A 19,914-nucleotide genomic window follows, 5' to 3' on the forward strand; every position below is an offset into this window, starting at 1 on the left:
TTTAGAATGGCTTCATGAATCCGGTGCACCTAGAAACCTTGCTTGCGATCGTGGACGAAGGCAGCTTCGATGTTGCCGCAGCCGTGCTCGGTATATCGCCGTCTGCGGTGAGTCAGCGTATCAAGGCCTTGGAATCGAGCACCGGACGAGTACTCCTTCGCCGTGCCACCCCGGTAACCGCCACGGAAGCGGGCGAGATCCTTGTTCAGTCCGCGCGCCGCATGGCGTTAGTGCAGGCAGAAACGGATGCCCGCCTCGGCCATCGCCTAGCTCGGGTCCCGCTGTCTGTCGCAGTAAATTCGGATTCTTTGGCGACGTGGTTTAGGAGGGTTCTAAGCGATACCGCGCGGCGGGGTGACGTCGCCTTGCGCATCCGGATTGAGGATGAAGCACGCACCTTAGCCATGTTGCGGCGTGGCGATGTGCTGGGCGCAGTAACGAGGGAGGCCACACCAGTTTCGGGTTGCGAGTCTAGCTTTTTGGGCACTATGCGCTACTTTCCAGTCGCGGCGCCACATATTGCAGAAAGCTTCCATAGCGGTCGGCTGACCTGGGAAACCATGCCTTTGGTGGGATATGGTCCCAACGATCAGGTATTGGATGATGCCATGCGCGAGCGCTTCATTGATTCGGCCGTGGTGCGTGCCCGGGTGTCGCAGATTCCCTCTTCCGAGGGCTACCTCGAGGCGGTTCGGGTCGGCCTAGGGTGGGGATTGCTGCCCCAAGCCCAGGCACTGCCGCTTTTGGAGGCGAAAGAGCTGGTGCTTCTCGACGGCTCCCCGCTCGATATCGACCTCTATTGGCAGCGTTGGCGTTTGGAATCGGAGGTTTTGGGTGAGCTCACGCGTTCGGTGATTGAGGCCGCAAGCGGCTTGGAAGCACTCTAGCCAGTTTGCTGCAACGGCGCGCCGTGGCGGGTACCACAAAAGCGCAGGCCCGTGCCTTAAATTGGAGCTATGAGCGATAAACAGCCGGATAAAGCCACACCGTTAGATGAAGACATGGGCGTGCCTACCTACAACGCCAAGCCCGCGAGCAAAGATTCCGTTTCCAGCGAGAAGAACTCGAAGCCTGGCCTCTTCGAGCGCGCCGGCCGCGCTGAGCCGCAGGAGATCAAGCCTTTCCAGGCGCGGCAAGACCACCCTGAAACTGAGGTAATGTCCTACTCCAGCGCGAATGAAGCCGCGCGTCAGCAAAGCGGCGCCAGCGAGGAAACTGTAGCGTTTGCGCAACCGGAGTCGGCCACGCCGGTTAGTGCCGAGGAGGAATCGGCACTTGCTACTGCCGACGCCCCTGAAGAAGGTGCCGCCAGCGCAGAAACCGCAGAGGAGCGCGAGGCCCGCTTGCAGGCGGAACAGGAAGAAAAAGAAGGCTACCACCGCTATGGGCGCCGCGGCACTATCGACTTTGGTCTGCTATTCATTCGCATCGCACTGAGCGCCTACCTAATCATTGCCGGTGCAAAAACCTTCTTCGAGCTCGGCGATAGCCAGGGCTTGTCCGGTCTAGAGGGTGATTTTGCCAACTATGCTTGGGATACCGCGCTGTCGATTGCGGTTCCGACCATGCAGCTTATCGCTGGTGTATTCCTGTTGCTGGGACTCATTACGCCTCTGGCTGCCATGCTGGGCTTGGTGGTGACCGGCTTTAGCGCTGTCCACGAGCTAGCGCAGACCGATGCCGGTTTGGACGTCTTTAGCTGGCCAGATTCCGTCTGGCTTTCTTTGGTCCTCTTCGTTATTGCTGTGGGCCTGCAGTTTACTGGCCCGGGCTTTATTTCCGTAGACTTCAAGCGCTCCTGGGCACGCCGCCCGCTGGGCACCTCCTGGGTCTTTGTGCTTATCGGCGTAGCGATTCTCGTAGCACTGTGGTTCTTCGGTGCGGGAGTTAATCCGCTGAAATAATCGCCAAAAAATAATCCGTCGCGCACGCGGCGGATTTTCTTTTACCCCTTGCTTTCCAGGAGGGAAAGTATGATACTTTCTAAAGTGGAAAACAACGCAGGGTCGAGGGTGAAAGGAAGCGACGAATATGGATGACAGTGTGCACGAGGCACTGGCGTTCAACAGGGAAATACAAAGGAAGCCTAGGGGGTGGCGAAAAACCGCGCTCAATGCTCTGGCAGCAGTGGTGCTTGCAGGGGGCTATTTCATCATTAGCCAGTGGGGAAAGGATATTTCTCCGTGGGTGTTTGTCGGCTTCTTCGTTGCCTGGATGGCAGTTCTTTTTTGGATTGGTACCCATCAGAGCGATGTGCGCCCGAGCTATAGGCAAGATCCTTTCAACCAGCCGAAGCCAGATAAAATGTTCTACACCAGTTCTATAGCGTTTTTTGCTCCGGTATTTTTCCCGAACTTTCTCGAAGGGCACTTGGTAATTGCGGCCATCGTTTTTACGCTGTGGGGTTGTGCTGTATTTTGGGTCCTCAACTCAGGGGCGATGGATATGTCCACGCGTGACCATGGAAACGACAAGCAGGCGAGCGGTGATGAGTGAGCTTGATCCAGTAATTCACCCGCTCAATCGGTTTAAGATTTGTGCGGTACTTAATGCTGCCGGGGCAGTGGAAGGCGCCATTAATAAGGAGATGCGCTTCGCGGCGATCCGGGACAAGGTGAATCAATCCGATGCCACGCTTTCTAAGCAATTAAGCGCCTTGGAAAAAGAGGGTTATATCAGCCGCTTTCGCGAGTATGGATCCTCGCGTGGCAAGGACACGGTGTGGGTGATGCTCACGGCCAAAGGTAAGACGGCATTCGATTCGCACCTTTCGGCGCTTAAGACGCTAGCGGGGCAGGAGTAGCGGTGCGCGCAGTTTGGTTGCGCCGGGCGGCGTATAGCGCGGCCGTATAAAGCGCGACGGACAGTATGGTTAGCCAGACGAAGTCATCTACCCAAAACTTTTGGTAGCGCTCCATGGCGTGGACATCGACCTGGTCGCCCCACCACCACTTGGGCGGGACGGTCAGAAGCATGGCTGCCCAGGCGATGAGAACGGTAAGCAGGCTGCCCGCGGCCCATCCAGATGGCAGCCAGGTCCAGGCGCGGTAAAGAAAGACTGGGATGATGAGCGTGAGCCAGACCCAGTGGTGTGACCAGGAAACGGGGGAGATGAGCAGGAGGGTGAGGGCGGTGACCAATTGGGCGTCGACAAGCAAATGCTCTTCGCACAGGCGCTTAATAAGCCACGCCGCGAATGCAATGACCACGAGGGAGGAGGTGATCCACGCAATGTTGATAGCCAGACCATTGGCATCCATGGCCTCGGAAGAAGAATACATGCGCTGAATGGCGCCCTTGATAGAGCTATTGGACTGGTAATCAGTGCCTACGCCGAAGTCGCCGCCAGAGCCCATATCGAGCAATTTGGAACTGAAGAACTCCACGAACGCGTCCCAGCGGAAGGCTGCGGCAAGGAGGGTGGCCGCAACAGCGGAAAGGAGCGCTGTGGCAATCTGCTTCCACTCCTTGCGCACGAGGAAATAAAGCAGCATGGCCAGCGGGGTTATTTTGATGGCGGCCGCCAGACCGATCAGGATTCCTTGCGGTAGGAAGCGCCGGCGCGGAACGAGGTCGAGGACAACGAGCGTCATGACCACGATGTTGATCTGGGCAAAGCCGTTATTGAGGTCAACCGGCTCAAAGCGCAATACAATTGCCCAAGTAATGGCGGTGACGGGCAGGAGGAACTCTGGCTTTTTCAGCACTGCCTTGAATACAAGGTAGAGGCATAGGAGCACGAGAAGATCAGAGAGGACGACCACGATGTCGCCTGCCATATCGTGGTCAATACCGTCGAAGGCCGTCAAGGGGACCATGACCAACGCGCCAAAGGGTGGATAAATAAAGGGCAATTGAATATCGCCGGCCAGCATGGGTTCGCTGTAGACAGAGCGGTGTTCAAGGAAGGCCTTGACGCCTTCGCGGTAGACCACCATATCGATGGGGAAGTCCGTAATGTGGATATCTTGGACGATCTTCCGAGCGCCAAGAATGAGCCCCAGTAAGGTCAGGGCATAGCGGAATAACGGGGTACGCGCGAATCTCATCGCAGGATATCTTATGCGATTTGCAGGCAAAAGGCGCGCACCCCACCGAAGCACAGCAATTTAGCAGCTATCTCCTGCTAATTCACATAACCGTCAACCACGCGAACCGCGCCGCGGTCAGCTGAGGTTGCCATTGCCGCATATGCACGCAGTGCCTTAGTGATCGGGCGGTTGCGGCTTACTGGGGTCCAAGGGGATTCGCGCTGTTCTTGGGCGGCGCGGCGGCGCTTCAGTACTTCCTCATCCACGTCTAGGGTGAGCTCGCGCTCGTGGATATTAATAGAGATGGTGTCGCCGTTTTCGATGAGCCCGATAAGTCCTTGGTGAGCAGCCTCGGGGGAGATGTGGCCAATGGATAGGCCGGAAGTACCGCCGGAGAAGCGGCCGTCGGTAATCAAGGCACATGCCTTGCCCAAACCGGCGCCCTTGAGGAAGGAAGTCGGGTGGAGCATCTCTTGCATGCCAGGGCCACCGGCCGGGCCTTCATAGCGGATGACCACGACATCGCCCGGCTGAACCTCCTTATTGAGGATGATAGATACCGCTTCCTCCTGGGACTCTACGATTCGTGCAGGGCCGGAGAAGGTCCACAGCTCCTCTTCGACGCCCGCTGCCTTGACGATGGCCCCGTCGGGAGCGAGGTTGCCGCGCAGGACAACGAGGCCACCGTCGGAAGAAAAGGCATGCTCGGCGTCGTGGATGCAGCCATTGGCGGCGTCGGTATCGAGCTCGTCCCAGCGGTTGGATTGGGAGAAGGGCTCCGTGGTGCGCACGCCGCCGGGGGCGGCGTAGTAGAGTTCGCGGGCCTCCTCGGTGGCGTGAGGGTTGCGGATATCCCAGTCATCGAGCCACTGTTCGGCGTTGTCATATAGCGCTGTATGTACCTTGAGGTTGAGGTGCCCGGCGCGGCGAAGCTCGCCCAAGATGGCGGGAATGCCGCCGGCGCGGTGAACATCTTCAATGTGGTAGGTCCCGTTGGGCGCTACCTTGGACAGGCAGGGTACGCGGTAGGAGATGTCGTTGATGTCATCCAGGGTGAAGTCCACCTCGCCTTCCTGCGCGGCCGCCAAGGTGTGCAGGATGGTATTGGTGGAGCCGCCCATGGCCATGTCTAGGGCCATGGCGTTAGTGAAAGCTTCCTTGGTAGCGATGTTGCGCGGAAGCACCGATTCGTCTTCTTCGCCGTAATAGCGACGGCACATATCGACGATGGTGGTGCCGGCCTTTTCGAATAGGCCGCGGCGGGCCGTGTGGGTGGCCAAGGTAGTACCGTTGCCGGGCAGCGCTAGGCCAAGGGCCTCGGTCAGGCAGTTCATAGAGTTGGCGGTAAACATGCCGGAGCAGGAACCACAGGTGGGGCAGGCAGATGCTTCGACCTGGGTCAGTCCTTCATCCGAGACCTCATCATTGGCGGAGGCCGTAATCGCCGTAATGAGGTCGGTTGGGGCGTGGGCTACGCCGTCTACAACGACCGCCTTTCCTGCCTCCATTGGCCCACCGGAGACAAAGATGGTGGGGATATTCAAGCGCAGGGCAGCATTGAGCATGCCGGGGGTGATTTTATCGCAGTTGGAGATGCATACCAGGGCGTCGGCAGTGTGGGCATTGGCCATGTACTCGATGGAATCGGAGATGATTTCGCGGGAGGGAAGCGAGTACAGCATGCCGCTATGGCCCATGGCAATGCCATCATCGACTGCGATGGTGTTGAATTCCTTGGGCACTCCGCCGGCCTCACGTACGACATCGGCGACAATATCGCCGACGTTTTTAAGGTGCACGTGGCCGGGGACGAATTGGGTATAGGAGTTGGCGATGGCCACGATCGGTTTACCAAAGTCATTTTCCTTGGTGCCGGTTGCGCGCCACAGGGCCCGGGCGCCAGAGGCCTGGCGGCCGACGGTAGTTACTTTTGAGCGCAGCGGGAACATGGTTTAAAGTCACCATTCCTTCAAGGGATGTGGGGGAGAGCGTCGGTGGCGTATTTAGTTTTCGGCCGAGGGCTTGAGCTCGGGGTGGCGCTCAAGGTAGTCCGCATACTCTTCTTTGCTGAGGAGGACTTGCTGGCCGTCGCGGTGGACGATAACCACCTTTTCATCTGCCGCTTCACGGCCCTGGGTAAGGGCGTCCGGGATGCGGCCGCGGGAGGCCTCCGAAAGGCGTGGGAGCGAGTTAAAGGTGATACCAGGCAGGTTGTGCTCCACGCCGCTTCTCGTACGAGCAAAGGTGCGGGAGCGTTGGAACCCGATACCGGCAAAATCGTCCCAAGGGATCTGTACCTTTTTCCGGAAAGCATAGGAAATGTCGATCCCGGATTCTGAGACCTTGGTGCGGGATTTTATGACCCACCACAATCCGAGGATGGGGATGATGAACAGCCATGCGAGGTATTTGGGGGCCCACCCAATGCTCAATAGCGCAATGGTGGACAGAATAAGGATGCCCAAGATGTGGTCACGGGATGGCTTGAAAACCTCTGCCTGGGTGGTGGACTGATGAGGTTTATTGTCCTTAGGTGGTGGAGTCATAGTGTGCAAGCCTAATTCACAGGGGTGGGTGAGGGCTAACCTATTTTCAGGTATGTCTCACCATGTGGGAAGCCGATCCCAAATGGGGGTAACTGTCATAACCGTAATACCTATCGGTGTATAGTCATGCTCATGATCATTATTCGACTTCAGGTAGTACCAATGCGGCGGTGACCGCGGCGCTCATGACGTCGACGCTTTTCGCCCCCGCAGACACACCAGCCCGCGGGGGCTTTGTTCATATCTAAAGGCGTTAACGATGATGATCACGACCAGTATTAGAGCAATCCAAGGAGCACATTAACCGTGGTTACGACAACTTCGCCCACGCCCGCTTCGGTGGCTGCAGCCTCACGCGCCCACGCTCCGGAGCGGATGAGTGGTGCCCACGCCATTGTCCGCACTCTTGAAGATTTGGGAACCGATCTTGTCTTCGGCATTCCAGGCGGTGCCGTGCTTCCGCTCTACGATGCTTTGCATACCTCGACCAAGCTGCGGCATGTGCTCACCCGTCATGAACAGGGAGCTGGACATGCTGCGGAAGGCTATGCGCAGGCTTCTGGCAAGGTGGGGGTGTGCATTGCCACCTCGGGGCCGGGTGCGACTAACTTGGTGACAGCGCTTGCCGACGCCAACCTGGATTCCGTCCCCATCGTCGCTATCACCGGCCAAGTGGGAAGCAATCTTTTGGGAACCGATGCCTTCCAGGAGGCCGATATCCGTGGTGTGACAATGCCGATTACCAAGCATAACTACATCGTGACGGAGCCTAGGCAGATTCCCGCTGCTATTGCTGCAGCATTCCATTTGGCTTCTACAGGGCGCCCAGGACCGGTCCTAGTGGATATTCCGAAAGACGTTCAAAATGGCCACTTGGACTACTCTTTCCCAACCGAATTCGATTTGCCTGGATATAAGCCAACGACCAAGCCACACCACCGTCAAATCGCGCAAGCGGTTGAACTCATCGCGCAAGCAGAAAAGCCGGTTATTTATGCCGGAGGTGGTGTCATCAAGGCAGAGGCGGCACGGGAGCTGCGTGCATTTGCGGAATGTACCGGAATTCCAGTCGTGACCACATTCATGGCCTTGGGGTCCTTTCCAGAGTCTCATCCGCTGCATATGGGCATGCCGGGCATGCACGGCACCGTTCCGGCGGTCGCGGCGATGCAACGTGCGGATCTGCTCATTGCCATCGGCGCGCGCTTCGATGATCGAGTAACTGGGGATACCTCAACCTTTGCCCCTGAGGCCCAGGTGATTCATGCGGATATCGATCCTGCTGAAATCGGCAAAATCCGTGAGGTGGACGTGCCTATCGTGGGTGATGCGGAAAAAGTACTAGCGGGACTTTTAAAGGAATACCGTAAAGACTCCTCTCTGGATCTGCCGCAGACAGGTCCATGGCGGGACTACCTTGACGGACTCAAAGAGCGGTTTCCCCGTGGTTATGATCCCACTCCGGATGGGCAGCTAAATCCTCAATTTGTCTTGGAGAAGCTCAGTGAAACCGTAGGCCCCGAGGCAATTTATTGTGCCGGAGTGGGGCAGCACCAGATGTGGTCGGCACAGTTTATTGACTTTGAACAGCCGCGTTCCTGGATTAACTCCGGCGGAGCTGGAACCATGGGCTACGCGGTACCAGCAGCCCTTGGCGCCAAAGCAGCATGCCCAGATAAAGAGGTATGGGCGATTGACGGTGATGGCTGCTTCCAGATGACCAACCAGGAGCTAACCACCGCAGCTTTGGAGGGCTTTCCATTCAAGGTTGCCGTTATTAATAACGGCAACCTAGGTATGGTCCGCCAGTGGCAAACCCTGTTCTTTAATGAGAACTACTCCCATACCAAGCTGCGAGAGCGCGATGTCTATACCCCGGACTTTGTCCGCTTGGCAGAAGCGCTGGGGTGTGAAGCCATCCGGGTCACCTGCGAGGAAGAAGTGGTGCCAGCGATTGAACGGGCCCGTGCAATCAATGACCGCCCTGTGGTTATTGACTTCATCGTTGGAGAAGATGCCCAGGTGTGGCCGATGATTGGCGGTGGGGCGTCTAACGAAGAGATTCAATACGCCCGCGGTTTGCGCCCGCTATTCGATGAAACTGAATCGGCAGCAGAAAGTCCAGCCGATATCGACGAGACCATCCAGGAGGTATAGGCATGGCACCCACTGACGTTTCCCGGCATACCTTGTCGGTCCTGGTGGAAGACGTAGAGGGAATCCTGTCGCGGGTGACCGGAATGTTTTCGCGGCGCGGTTACAGCATCATTTCCTTAGTTTCCGCCCAAACGGAAAATCCGGGTATCAACCGGCTGACTATCGTGGTTGATGCATCCGAGACAATTATGGAGCAGGTAACTAAGCAGCTCAATAAAATTGTTCCGGTCATCAAGATAGTTGAGCTTGAGGCTGACGCAACCGTGGCGCGAGCTCTGATGATGGTCAAGGTGGCTGCAAATAATACCAACCGGCCCCAGGTTGTCGATGCCGTCAATATCTTCCGCGCTCGCGTGGTAGATGTGGCGCAAGAATCCGTGGTAGTAGAAGCGACTGGTACCCCGGGAAAGCTGGCGGCGCTACTGGATGTATTAGAACCTTTTGGTGTACTCGAGCTGGTGCAGTCGGGCGACGTGGCCTTAGGGCGTGGGCCCAAAGCATTGGCTCCGCCCCGAAATTAATGTCTCACTAGGTGGGCATTAAATCCCATACACTGATACAATAGTGGGTGGGACGTTGATTCATTGAACTTTCAATCACTACAGAATTGAGGATTAGGACATGGCAATTGAGACCTTTTATGACGATGATGCGGATCTGTCCATCATTCAAAACCGCAAGGTAGCCGTCATCGGCTACGGTTCCCAAGGTCATGCACACTCGCAAAACCTGCGTGACTCCGGCGTTGAGGTTGTTATCGGCCTGCGCGAGGGTTCCAAGTCGGCGGATAAGGCTGAGGAAGCAGGTTTTGAGGTTAAGACCGTGGCAGAGGCTGCTAAGTGGGCAGACGTCATTATGCTGCTGGCGCCAGATACCTCTCAGAAGCAGATCTTTGAAGAGGAAATCGCCCCTAACCTGGAAGATGGCAATGCACTGCTGTTTGGTCACGGTTTGAATATTCACTTCAAGCTGATTGAGCCGCAGGCCAGTGTCACCGTCGGAATGGTTGCTCCTAAGGGGCCTGGTCACTTGGTTCGCCGACAGTTTGTAGATGGCAAGGGAGTTCCGTGCCTCATTGCTACTGAGCAGGATCCGAAGGGTGAAGGCCATGATTTGACCTTGTCCTATGCCGCAGCCATCGGTGGTGCGCGTGCCGGCGTTATCCCGACTACCTTCGAAGCAGAGACGGTTACTGACCTCTTCGGGGAGCAGGCTGTCTTGTGTGGCGGTGTGGAATACCTGATTCGTACCGGCTTTGAGGTTCTGACTGAGGCTGGATACGAGCCAGAAATGGCCTACTTTGAGGTTCTCCATGAGATGAAGCTGATTGTGGACCTGATGTTTGAAGGCGGCGTCGCCAATATGAACTACTCGGTATCTGATACCGCAGAGTTTGGCGGCTACATTTCCGGTCCCCGCGTTATCAATGCCGATACCAAGCAGCGCATGAAAGACATCTTGTCTGATATTCAGGATGGCACCTTCACCAAGCGCCTGCTGGCCAATATTGAGGGCGGCAACAAGGAATTGGAGGACCTGCGCGAGGAATTTGCACAGCACGAGATTGAAAAGACCGGCGCTAAGCTGCGCGATTTGATGAGCTGGGTCAAGAACCCACTGGATGCTACGGCCTAGCACATAAGGCCACGCGAATAGCGCCAAACCCACGGTGAATTAGGGGTGTTCACCGTGGGTTTTCTGAATTATCGGCAGGAAAGAATTAATCCTTGGGGGTAGGATGTCGGGCATGGGCTTTACGACGCCAAGTTATGATCTCAGAGACCTCTTTGCACGGATTAATCGCGGGGACATCCAGCTACCTGATTTCCAACGCAGCTATGCATGGGACGAAGATCGCATCCGTTCACTCATTGTTTCTGTGCTTCGCGGCTATCCCATCGGGGCGCTTATGGCACTTGATACTCGAAACGAAAAGATGCGCTTTCGCCCCCGCGCCCTCGCCGGCGCGCCGGATACCGGCGTTGACCCCGGCTTGCTCCTTTTAGATGGACAGCAGCGTTTGACCACGCTGTATCACTGCTTCAACGGCGAGGGCTTTGTAGACACAACTGACTTCCGCAAGAAGAAAATTCATCGCCGTTTCTTCATTGATATTCGAGCTGCCGTGCGGGGCGAGATTATGCCGGATGACGCCATCTTTGCAGTCGATCACAAAGGAAAAATTCGATCGCACTTCGCACCGACGATTGAGGGGGACATTCTTTCACGGGAAGACGCCCTAGAGAATATGTGCATTCCTGTTGCTTCACTATTGAGTGAAGATGGCGTTGGCATGCTCTTTGAGCTTGCATCGACCAAACAGGAATACAGCGCGGAGCTAGCAGCGTTTAATAACCGCATCGTTAGACCATTGTCCGGCTATGACCTGCCGATGATTCGGCTTTCCCGAGAAACAGAGCGAGCCGGCATCGGGTCAATTTTCGCGCAGGCAAATTCGGCAGGCCTGCAAATGGACGTATTCGATTTACTCACCGCAGTATTTGCTTCCGAGGATCCCACGTTCCACCTGGCCACTGATTGGCAAGAAGTGGAAAAGGATCTGCGTACGTCCCCAGCTTTGGACGGAATTGGGCGCACAGAATTTCTTTCTGCAGTATCGCTTTTAGTCTCCGGAGAAAAGGGCCGTGCTGGTGGGCAGCGCGAGGACATCTTAAAGCTGTCCCTAACGGAGTATAAGGCGGCGGCCAATGATTTACGCATTACTTTCCGTGAGGTATCTGAGTTTTTGGCGGAACGATGCATCCTTAATACGGATCAGGTTCCGTTTAATGAACAGATTGTTCCTCTAGCCGTCATCATTGCCCGCCTGGCTAAACGCGGGGGAGCGCTGTCCACCCAGCAATCGTGGGACCGCATGAACCAATGGTTCTGGTGCGGCGTCTTCGGCGAGCTTTATGGCTCGTCTGCAGTGCAGCTGCGCGCCGCTCGCGACGTGGATGAGGTCACCGAGTGGGTAGCGGGCGCAACGGATGAGGCCCCGAAGACTGTCACCGATGCCACCTTCCGGGAATCCCGTTTGCTCTCTGTGGATGATAATGACGGTGTATGGCATGGTCTCTATGCCCTCCTTATGGCGCGCGGCGCAAAGGATTGGCGCACAGGAAAGGCGTTTAATAGGCGCACATTTGAAGAGCTCAAGCCGGGCTTTTTCCCGGTGTTCCCGCTGAATTGGTGCAAGCGCCACGGAGTGGACCCCGTTTTGGCGGAGTCCGTGATGAACTACACCCCAATGGGCAAGCGAACTGAGGTAGTACTCGATGGCTTCGCTCCCGATCGCTACCTGCCGCGCGTTCAGTCCAAGTCCATCATGGAAGACAGGCAATTTGATGAGGTACTAGCGTCCCACGATATGAATTTGAATTACCTGCGGGCGTCACAGCCGCGAGAATTCCTAGCAGACCGTCGTCAACGGTTCCTTGACATCGTGGAATATGCTTTAGGTAAACCTGTCATCCGTGATGTGGATGAAGCAAACCTGTTTGGTGGAGAGGAAGGCCCGCAAGCTTTTGATCGCTAAATCTGTGCGCCTGACTGCCACAGTGCTTGTCGCATCGCTCGCATTAGCTGCCTGTGGCACGCCAGTTACTGAAACCAAACTGGTCAGGCGGGGATTGTCTGATTTGGATGAGTCTGAAATTGACCTCAATAAGGCCAAAGCGGAGAACCAAAACCGGCTGATTGACCCGAAATTTGACGGCAGATTCGTCATTGTCAATGACCCCATAGGCATCGAGGCTAGCCGCCTATTTTTTGAAGATTCCGATTCGCTCGTCCTCTTTACCGCGGATGATAAATCTATTCTGCGTGCAGCAACGTTGGCGGTAAACCAGCATTTGCCTGCGGTGCAGTATGACGACGCTAGGCGATTGGAAATCCATAAGCTACTCACGGACCTGGGAGTACGACGCTTGGTGATTGTCGGCGATGTGCCGTGGACACAAACATCTGGGGACTTCGAGGTGATTAAGGATCCAGGTACGCACAAAGCGCTGGGAGAGTTTACGGCATTCCAATACGGCTCCAAGGTGGTAGCTTCCCCTGAGCAAATGGTCAAAGATATTGCGCGATTGGACAAGACTCCCCAAGTGGAGCTGCGGCCCGCATGGGTGCCGTATGAAGGCGAGCCTGAGGCTGATGGGAAAAAGAAAAAACCTGTCCCAGCACAGTCCCGCAGGGATGCCCAGATGGCGCCGAATATCATCGCGACAAAAGATAGTCCCATCGCGAACGTCATTACGGCGGCAGCCTATGGCGGCAAGGTGTTGGTAGTGCCGACTGTTGATCCATTGGAGGATAAGCACAGCATGGCCGCTGTTGCAGGCCTTGAAGATGGTGCCTTAGTAGCCCTTGGACCGGAATTCGGTCGAGTGAAAGAATTTAAGGCAAAAATCAAGCAGGGCGCTCCTTCCTGAACTACACTTCCTTGACACGCGGGAATTCCGCGTGCACCGCATCACACTTAAGCGAAGGAAGATATGTCGAAGCCGGTAGTCCTTATTGCCGATAAATTAGCTCAATCCACAGTTACGGCCTTGGGGGATTCAGTTGAGGTTCGTTGGGTGGACGGTCCAAACCGTGCGGAGTTGCTCGCCGCAGTTCCGGATGCAGAGGCTTTGCTGGTGCGTTCTGCAACTACTGTTGATGCAGAGGTTTTAGAAGCAGCTCCAAAGCTAAAAATTGTGGGCCGCGCAGGAGTAGGCCTAGATAACGTTGATATTCCGGCGGCAACGGAAAAGGGCGTCATGGTGGTAAATGCACCTACGTCTAATATTCACTCGGCGTGCGAACAGGCCATTGCATTGCTCTTGGCGACGGCGCGTCAGGTACCAGCAGCCGACCAGTCGCTGCGCGAGGGGGAATGGAAGCGTTCTTCTTTCAAGGGCGTGGAGGTATATGGAAAGACCATCGGTATTGTTGGTTTTGGACACATTGGTCAGCTCTTCGCACAGCGTCTGAAGTCTTTTGAAACGACCATCATTGCCCACGACCCCTATGCCAACCCGGCTCGTGCGGCGACACTGGGCGTGGAACTGGTCGGATTGGAAGAGCTCATGTCTCGTTCCGATTTTGTGACCATTCACCTTCCGAAGACCCCAGAGACTGCCGGAATGTTTGATAAGGAGCTTTTGGATAAGGCGAAGAAGGGGCAGATTCTCATTAATGCGGCTCGCGGCGGATTGGTGGATGAGGAGGCCTTGGCTGAGTCTATCGAACAGGGCCATCACCGGGGCGCGGGTTTCGATGTCTTTGCTACGGAACCATGTACTGATTCTCCGCTCTTTAAGCTGCCGCAGGTCACCGTTTCCCCACACTTGGGAGCCTCCACTGTAGAGGCCCAGGACCGAGCAGGAACCGATGTGGCGGCTTCGGTGCTCAAGGCTCTCGCTGGTGAGTTTGTCCCGGATGCGGTAAATGTCTCCGGTGGTGCTGTAGGAGAAGAAGTTGCTGGTTGGTTGGATCTCGCGCGCAAGCTAGGACTTACGGCTGGACGTCTGCTGGGGCAGGCACCCGTTGCCGTTGAAGTAGAAGCTTGCGGTGAGCTGTCTACCGAGGATGTAGAAGTTTTAGGTCTTTCTGCTGTCCGGGGTCTGTTTAGTGGCGTGACATCGGAGCCGGTGACATTTGTTAATGCCATGCAGATTGCGCAGAGCCGTGGGGTAGAGGTGGAGGTATCTACCAACGCGGAATCCAAGGGGCACCGCTCCTCCTTGCAGGTGAAAGTTATCGGTGCTGATGGAGAAACTTCCTCGCTGACCGGTGCGCTTATTGGCATCGATGGAACCGAGAAGTTTATTCGTATTAACGGCCGCGGCGTCGATATGCGCGCTACTGGTCGCAATCTTTTCTTCCGCTATGCAGATGCTCCGGGCGCGTTGGGAACGGTGGGTACCAAGCTAGGTGCTGCTGGAATCAATATCGTGGCGGCGGCGCTTACGTATGGCAAGCAGGAATCTGATGCGGTTCTTATTCTGCGTGTGGAAGCCGAGGTTCCGGAGTCTCTCATTGCTGAGGTCAATGCGGCATTAGGTGCGCAGTGTGAACAGCTGGATATGGACGCATAAAGCTGCTGGTGCAGAATCCGTGGAGCATATCCCGCGTAGTGACAGGTAACTTCCTGCGCTGCGCGGGTCCTTTTTGATAGAGTTGGTTAAATCCACTCTATGAGAAAGGAATCCTACATAATGAAACTTGCGGTAATTGGTGGGGATGGTATTGGGCCCGAGGTAACGGCTGAGGCTCTCAAGGTGCTGCATGCCGTTCGCTCCGATATTGACACCACCGAGTATGACCTTGGTGCCCGGCGCTACCTACGCAACGGGGAGCTTCTCACGGATGCGGATTTAGCTAGTCTCCGCGAACACGATGCCATCTTATTGGGGGCTATTGGTGCCCCGGGTAAAGTGCCTCCAGGCGTATTGGAGCGAGGGCTATTGCTCAAGATGCGATTTGCGCTGGATCACTACGTAAACCTCCGTCCTTCCAAGCTGTATCCCACTGCTTCTTCGCCGTTGGCCGATCCTGGAGACATTGATTTTGTGGTGGTGCGCGAGGGCACCGAGGGGCTGTACTGCGGAAACGGTGGTACCTTGCGCGAGGGCACTGAGCATGAGGTGGCTAGTGAGGTATCACAAAACACCCGCTTTGGCGTGGAGCGCGTAGTGCGCGATGCCTTTGCGCGGGCTGAGCAGCGCCGCAAGCACCTGACCTTGGTGCACAAAACCAATGTATTGGTCAATGCGGGTGGGCTGTGGCAGCGCACTGTCGATGACATCGCCGCTGAGTTTCCAGAGGTTCAGGTGGACTACCAACATATCGATGCTGCGACCATTTATATGGTTTCGGATCCGGCGCGATATGACGTAATAGTTACCGATAACCTTTTTGGAGACATTCTTACCGATCTTGCCGGTGCCGTAGTGGGTGGCATTGGCCTTGCTGCCTCCGGAAATATTGATGCTTCAGGAGCGAATCCCTCGATGTTCGAGCCGGTCCATGGTTCTGCACCGGATATCGCTGGGAAGGGGATCGCGGATCCGACGGCTGCTATTTTGTCGGCGGCCATGCTCCTTCGACACGTAGGCGATGAAGCCAATGCGCAAAGGGTAGAGGATGCGGTAGCGCAAGACGTTGCCCAACGCGGCGATGGGCCGGTGAAGACCACTGACGTCGGCGACCGAATTTCGCGCGCCCTAGCTACATAGGAGCAAACCTGCCCTGCACGATGCGCTTGCCGACGCCCCCGGATCCGAACGGTTGCTTTCATCCCCTCTTCCAGGGGCTTGCAATGGCGTTTGCAAGGACACCGCAATTTACTCAAATTAACTAATTAACACCGTAACCTTTGCACACATGTAAAGGGAGCGATTGAGTAGGATTACCGCTATGCGTTTAGGACGAATTGCACACCCAGAAGGAATCTGTTTCGCCATTATCGATGGGCCGAAAGACGCCCCGATGCAAGAGCTAGTAGCAAAAGAAATTGCTGGCACGCCTTTCACTCCGCCGGAGCCAACCGGACGCGAGTGGAAGCTTAACGAGGTTCGCCTCTTGGCACCGACCCTGCCTACCAAGGTTGTGGCGCTGGGCCGCAACTATGCGGACCATGTTGCGGAAGTCTTCAAGAAGTCTGCCGATAGCTTGCCGCCCACCATCTTTATCAAGCCGTCCACCGCGGTCATCGGCCCGGATGCCGCGATCAAGATCCCAGACTATGCCACCAATGTAGAGTTTGAGGGCGAGCTTGCCGTAGTCATTTCCAAACCGTCGAAGAATATCAAGGCCGAGAACTGGCAAGACCACGTACTGGGCTACACCATTTGCAATGATGTTTCCTCCCGTGACCTGCAGTTCAAGGACGGACAATGGGCTCGTGCCAAGGGGATCGACACTTTCTGCCCGCTCGGCCCATGGATTGAGACGGATCTGGACAGCTTGAATCTGGATGACCAGAAGATTAATGCCTACCTGACACACGAGGGCTCTCGTGAGCAAAAGCAGGATTCCAATTCGGACCAGATGATTGTGAAGATGGGCGGCATCTTAGAAGAGATTTCCGCCGCCTATACCTTGCTTCCCGGCGATGTCATTACTACTGGTTCACCGGCGGGCACCGCTCCGATGGTCCCGGGGGATACCATCGAAATCGAGATCCCAGGCCTGGGTACCCTACGCAATTCCATCGACCGTGCATAACTCCCACCAGAGCGAGCATCGCCCCTACGTTCCCACTCCCGCGGAAATGGAGGAGCGGTACCGCAGCACTGATCGCGTGTGGTCAGGAAAGCCGAACTCCACCCTTGTCGATTATGCTGCGGAGCTTGCGCCTGGCTCTGCCCTGGACATTGGCTGCGGAGAAGGCGCGGACGCGCTCTGGCTTAAAACCACGGCTAGGATGTGTTGGGCATTGACTTCGCCCCGACGGCCGTAGCCCGCACTCGCGCCCTCGGCGTTGCCGCACAGGTTGCTATGTTTAGTGGCTTTAGCCATGAGCCCTTTGACTTGGTAAGCGTCCACTACGGTGGGATACGCGCAACGTCGGAAGAGGTCGAAAAGCTTGAGCACTTGGTAGCTCCAGGGGGAACACTGCTTTTTGTTCACCACGATATGGAGTCCACAGAACTGGCGATGCCGGAATGGTTGGCGCACAACCTGCAGGAATTAAAAACTATTACCCTAACTCGCCAGGAGCGCCACCTGGCTGAAGGTGCAGGTGCGCACCACCGCACCGACGTCGTGCTCGTCGCCAAGCGCGTGGGCTAGAGGCTTAGCGCCTTCAAAATGGTGCGCAGCTTAGCGGTGGTTTCTTCCAACTCCGCTTGGGCATCAGAATCGCCGACGATGCCTCCACCAGCCCAAGCGCGTGCGGAGAGTCCATCGCCGGCAACCTCTGCGCAGCGAATGGCTACCATAAATTCGCCGTCACCTGAACTATCGCACCAGCCGACCGCGCCGGCATAGAAACCACGGTCAGTCTCCGCAGTCTCAATAAGGGCTTGGGCGGCTTCGGCCGGGGTGCCACAGATAGCCGGTGTGGGATGGACCGCTAGGGCAAGCTCGAGCGCAGTCAAGTCTTTATCCTTGAGCGTTCCGGAAATCGGCGTGCCAAGGTGCCACATTTCATTTGTGCTTATCAGTTGTGGGACGTCCGGAATATCTAGTCGCTCGCACAATGGGGTGAGCGCCCGGCGCAGGTGGTCGACCACAAAAGCGTGTTCGTGGAGATCCTTGGAAGAATGCAAGAGGTCCTGTCCTGCGAGGTGATCCTCGGCCGCCGAGGCGCGGCGCGGAGACGAACCCGCCAAGGGAAAGGCTGACACAGTCGAGCCTTGACGCTTGACTAGAACCTCCGGGGAGGAGCCGACAAGCATCGCGCCCGGCCTTCCAGCGGGAGAGAGATCAGCAATGAACCCGTCACGGTTGGCGGAGAGATCGATAAGGCGCGCCGCTACGAGGCGCGGATCGATGGCTTCAGGGAATTCGATGTCTACCGCGCGGGCTAGAACTACCTTTTCTAGTTTGGAGGTTTCAATCGTGCCGATGGCTGCCTCCACGCGGCGAAGGTGTTCCTCAGGCTCTGGATCGAAGCCAACTACGCGGGAGCTTAAACTCTGGTTGCGATAATAAGCGTGCGGTTCCAGCGGGCCCTCTTCGCGGATGATGGCCTCCGGTACGGTTAGTGCCGCGGGGGTGTCCGAATCGAAGGGGATCGCACCGACGACCATCTCTACATCCTTGCTGCGGAGAGCGGAAATTGCCGCATCGGCGTCATTAAAAGTGTGGCGCGCCCCTTGGGTACGGACAGACCCCGTTGCCCGTGAGAGCAAAAAATCGGGGGCGGTGCTTGGTCTGTCTTCGTGCATGAAAATATAGCTTAATGCCTTGGGCTTTTCTTACAGAATTGAGTGTGCACTGGGCGTGTAAACAGTGTCTCTAGTGAAAAATGTGGTTAGTTTTAACCTTGTGGCTAATGTTACTAATTTTCTTCGCTATTTCCTTTACCTGATTGTTGTTGGTGTGCTGGCTTGCGGGGCGCTGCTGAGCGTGTCTCCTGCCCACGCGCAAGAAGCGCCTGCACCTGCACCTGCGCCGGCCCCAGCAAACGCACCACAGCCAGCACCGGCACCAGCACCGGCACCAGCACCGGCACCGGGGCCGGCACCCGAAAACGCGAAGCCGGTTATCCCGCAGCCAGATGGATCCCACCTCGTTCCAGAAGGCGTGAAAGAATCCACCCCGGCACCAGCAGATAAAGGTGCTGACCAAGACAACCCGGCACCTGCTCTAGAGGGATCATCGCTTCCGGAGCCGGCGCCGCGGCCAGCGATGGTAGATGCCAGCATCAACCCCAACCCGCCATTTAAGCCGGGCTCCATACAGTCGCTCACTATGGAGCACGAGGGAAAGACCCGCAGGTATCTATTGCGCATTCCCAATAACTATTCGCCGGAAAAGGCTGCGCCTGTACTTTTCGGCTTCGGTGGATGGGGAGATTCCCCGGAAAACTATTCCAGCTACGCACGCATGCAGACCACTGAAGCCAATAACGAGGCAATCATCGTCTACCCGGAGGGTTTTGAGCGTGCTTGGGAGGCAGCACCTTATGCCAAGACGCGCGATGGTGAGGACATCCGCTTCATCAAACGCATTCTTGACTCTGTGGACAAGGACTACCACGTTGACCGCAACCGCGTGTACGCCATGGGTATGTCCAATGGCGGCGGCTTTACCTCAGTGCTGGGCTGCCACGCCCAAGATACCTTCGCCGCTGTAGCCATGGTCTCGGGTGCTTTTTATAACCCGGTCGAGGTCAACTGTGCCGATGCGCCGATGAGTACCCTCATCATGCATGGCGTCAATGACAAGATGATGACCTATGAAGGCGGTGACCGGCACGAGGCTGGCTACTTGCCGGTGCGCACCGTGCTTGGCGGCTACCTGAAACGCAATCGATGCGATATGACCTTCCAGGCGACTCCAGAGGCTGGCGGTTCCGAACGCCTGAACTTCAACGGTTGCCAAAAGGACGTACAGCTGGTCAAGGTTCCAGAAGACCACACCTGGTTCTGGCAGCCAGATACTCCAAAGGTGGTCTGGGACTTCCTCTCGTCCAAGACCAGGGTATAAAAACAGCGGCGCTTAGCCACGGATGAGGCCCAGAG

General features: G+C 56.4%; 18 protein-coding genes. 14 read left to right on the forward strand and 4 right to left on the reverse strand.

Annotated elements, in window-relative coordinates:
* Window positions 1–14 precede the first annotated feature (14 nt).
* The 4 genes from QP990_RS05590 to QP990_RS05605 all read left to right on the forward strand — a co-directional run bounded on the left by QP990_RS05590 (window position 15) and on the right by QP990_RS05605 (window position 2,803).
* Window positions 15–887, forward strand: coding sequence for a LysR family transcriptional regulator ArgP (locus QP990_RS05590; RefSeq protein ID WP_239208420.1), 873 nt, complete (start codon window positions 15–17; stop codon window positions 885–887).
* 69 nt (window positions 888–956) lie between these two features.
* Window positions 957–1,904, forward strand: a complete 948-nt coding sequence (locus QP990_RS05595) for a DoxX family membrane protein (protein WP_239208421.1) — start codon at window positions 957–959, stop codon at window positions 1,902–1,904.
* 127 nt (window positions 1,905–2,031) lie between these two features.
* Complete coding sequence (locus QP990_RS05600; RefSeq protein WP_239208422.1) at window positions 2,032–2,496, forward strand: hypothetical protein; 465 nt, start codon at window positions 2,032–2,034, stop codon at window positions 2,494–2,496.
* Entirely contained in the window at window positions 2,489–2,803 is a 315-nt protein-coding gene (locus QP990_RS05605) for a transcriptional regulator (RefSeq protein WP_239208423.1), read from the forward strand. Before QP990_RS05600 ends, QP990_RS05605 begins: the two co-directional genes overlap by 8 nt.
* On the opposite strand, the gene QP990_RS05610 is transcribed toward QP990_RS05605, so the two are convergent.
* From QP990_RS05610 to QP990_RS05620, 3 genes are all read right to left on the reverse strand, one after another.
* Window positions 2,778–4,049, reverse strand: coding sequence for a glycosyltransferase family 87 protein (locus QP990_RS05610; RefSeq protein ID WP_239208424.1), 1,272 nt, complete (start codon window positions 4,047–4,049; stop codon window positions 2,778–2,780). The genes QP990_RS05605 and QP990_RS05610 overlap by 26 nt on opposite strands.
* A 77-nt stretch (window positions 4,050–4,126) precedes the next feature.
* Window positions 4,127–5,980 (reverse strand): dihydroxy-acid dehydratase, encoded by a 1,854-nt coding sequence (gene ilvD / locus QP990_RS05615; protein WP_239208425.1) that lies wholly within the window; start codon window positions 5,978–5,980, stop codon window positions 4,127–4,129.
* Window positions 5,981–6,034: 54 nt separating this feature from the next.
* Window positions 6,035–6,577 carry a PH domain-containing protein gene (locus tag QP990_RS05620; protein ID WP_239208426.1) on the reverse strand — a complete coding sequence of 181 codons (543 nt, stop codon included), beginning with the start codon at window positions 6,575–6,577 and terminating at the stop codon, window positions 6,035–6,037.
* A 306-nt stretch (window positions 6,578–6,883) separates the two neighbouring features.
* Between QP990_RS05620 and QP990_RS05625 the strand changes: the two genes are divergently transcribed.
* From QP990_RS05625 to QP990_RS05665, 9 genes are all read left to right on the forward strand, one after another.
* On the forward strand, window positions 6,884–8,734 hold the full coding sequence (locus QP990_RS05625) for an acetolactate synthase large subunit (RefSeq protein WP_284798679.1): 1,851 nt from the start codon (window positions 6,884–6,886) through the stop codon (window positions 8,732–8,734).
* Window positions 8,735–8,736: 2 nt separating this feature from the next.
* On the forward strand, window positions 8,737–9,255 hold the full coding sequence (gene ilvN, locus QP990_RS05630; RefSeq protein WP_086589129.1) for an acetolactate synthase small subunit: 519 nt from the start codon (window positions 8,737–8,739) through the stop codon (window positions 9,253–9,255).
* A 100-nt stretch (window positions 9,256–9,355) separates the two neighbouring features.
* Window positions 9,356–10,369: a ketol-acid reductoisomerase gene (gene ilvC / locus QP990_RS05635; protein WP_200287638.1), complete on the forward strand. Its 1,014-nt coding sequence runs from the start codon at window positions 9,356–9,358 to the stop codon at window positions 10,367–10,369.
* Between the two features lie 112 nt (window positions 10,370–10,481).
* Entirely contained in the window at window positions 10,482–12,272 is a 1,791-nt protein-coding gene (locus QP990_RS05640) for a DUF262 domain-containing protein (protein WP_284798682.1), read from the forward strand.
* A 94-nt stretch (window positions 12,273–12,366) separates the two neighbouring features.
* A complete protein-coding gene (locus tag QP990_RS05645; protein WP_239208429.1) occupies window positions 12,367–13,167 on the forward strand; it encodes a hypothetical protein in 801 nt (266 codons plus the stop codon).
* A 63-nt stretch (window positions 13,168–13,230) separates the two neighbouring features.
* A complete protein-coding gene (gene serA, locus QP990_RS05650; RefSeq protein ID WP_239208430.1) occupies window positions 13,231–14,817 on the forward strand; it encodes a phosphoglycerate dehydrogenase in 1,587 nt (528 codons plus the stop codon).
* A gap of 120 nt (window positions 14,818–14,937) precedes the next feature.
* Entirely contained in the window at window positions 14,938–15,957 is a 1,020-nt protein-coding gene (locus QP990_RS05655; RefSeq protein ID WP_239208431.1) for a 3-isopropylmalate dehydrogenase, read from the forward strand.
* Between the two features lie 181 nt (window positions 15,958–16,138).
* Window positions 16,139–16,948 carry a fumarylacetoacetate hydrolase family protein gene (locus QP990_RS05660; RefSeq protein WP_284798684.1) on the forward strand — a complete coding sequence of 270 codons (810 nt, stop codon included), beginning with the start codon at window positions 16,139–16,141 and terminating at the stop codon, window positions 16,946–16,948.
* A 201-nt stretch (window positions 16,949–17,149) separates the two neighbouring features.
* Entirely contained in the window at window positions 17,150–17,515 is a 366-nt protein-coding gene (locus QP990_RS05665; protein WP_396127275.1) for a hypothetical protein, read from the forward strand.
* Here QP990_RS05665 and QP990_RS05670 read toward each other — a convergent pair.
* Window positions 17,512–18,615, reverse strand: coding sequence for an isochorismate synthase MenF (locus tag QP990_RS05670; protein WP_239208432.1), 1,104 nt, complete (start codon window positions 18,613–18,615; stop codon window positions 17,512–17,514). The two genes, QP990_RS05665 and QP990_RS05670, sit on opposite strands and share 4 nt — an antisense overlap.
* Window positions 18,616–18,715: 100 nt before the next feature.
* Between QP990_RS05670 and QP990_RS05675 the strand changes: the two genes are divergently transcribed.
* Window positions 18,716–19,879 carry a PHB depolymerase family esterase gene (locus QP990_RS05675; RefSeq protein ID WP_284798685.1) on the forward strand — a complete coding sequence of 388 codons (1,164 nt, stop codon included), beginning with the start codon at window positions 18,716–18,718 and terminating at the stop codon, window positions 19,877–19,879.
* Window positions 19,880–19,914: the final 35 nt, after the last annotated feature.

The sequence above is a fragment of the Corynebacterium sp. MSK071 genome (assembly GCF_030232125.1).
GTDB lineage: Bacteria > Actinomycetota > Actinomycetes > Mycobacteriales > Mycobacteriaceae > Corynebacterium > Corynebacterium kefirresidentii.

Coding starts and splice junctions, on each gene's coding strand:
- QP990_RS05590 (WP_239208420.1), top strand. CDS start 15: ATGAATCCGGTGCACCTAGAAACCTTGCTTGCGATCGTGGACGAAGGC.
- QP990_RS05595 (WP_239208421.1), top strand. CDS start 957: ATGAGCGATAAACAGCCGGATAAAGCCACACCGTTAGATGAAGACATG.
- QP990_RS05600 (WP_239208422.1), top strand. CDS start 2,032: ATGGATGACAGTGTGCACGAGGCACTGGCGTTCAACAGGGAAATACAA.
- QP990_RS05605 (WP_239208423.1), top strand. CDS start 2,489: ATGAGTGAGCTTGATCCAGTAATTCACCCGCTCAATCGGTTTAAGATT.
- QP990_RS05610 (WP_239208424.1), bottom strand. CDS start 4,049: ATGAGATTCGCGCGTACCCCGTTATTCCGCTATGCCCTGACCTTACTG.
- ilvD (WP_239208425.1), bottom strand. CDS start 5,980: ATGTTCCCGCTGCGCTCAAAAGTAACTACCGTCGGCCGCCAGGCCTCT.
- QP990_RS05620 (WP_239208426.1), bottom strand. CDS start 6,577: ATGACTCCACCACCTAAGGACAATAAACCTCATCAGTCCACCACCCAG.
- ilvN (WP_086589129.1), top strand. CDS start 8,737: ATGGCACCCACTGACGTTTCCCGGCATACCTTGTCGGTCCTGGTGGAA.
- ilvC (WP_200287638.1), top strand. CDS start 9,356: ATGGCAATTGAGACCTTTTATGACGATGATGCGGATCTGTCCATCATT.
- QP990_RS05640 (WP_284798682.1), top strand. CDS start 10,482: ATGGGCTTTACGACGCCAAGTTATGATCTCAGAGACCTCTTTGCACGG.
- serA (WP_239208430.1), top strand. CDS start 13,231: ATGTCGAAGCCGGTAGTCCTTATTGCCGATAAATTAGCTCAATCCACA.
- QP990_RS05655 (WP_239208431.1), top strand. CDS start 14,938: ATGAAACTTGCGGTAATTGGTGGGGATGGTATTGGGCCCGAGGTAACG.
- QP990_RS05660 (WP_284798684.1), top strand. CDS start 16,139: ATGCGTTTAGGACGAATTGCACACCCAGAAGGAATCTGTTTCGCCATT.
- QP990_RS05670 (WP_239208432.1), bottom strand. CDS start 18,615: ATGCACGAAGACAGACCAAGCACCGCCCCCGATTTTTTGCTCTCACGG.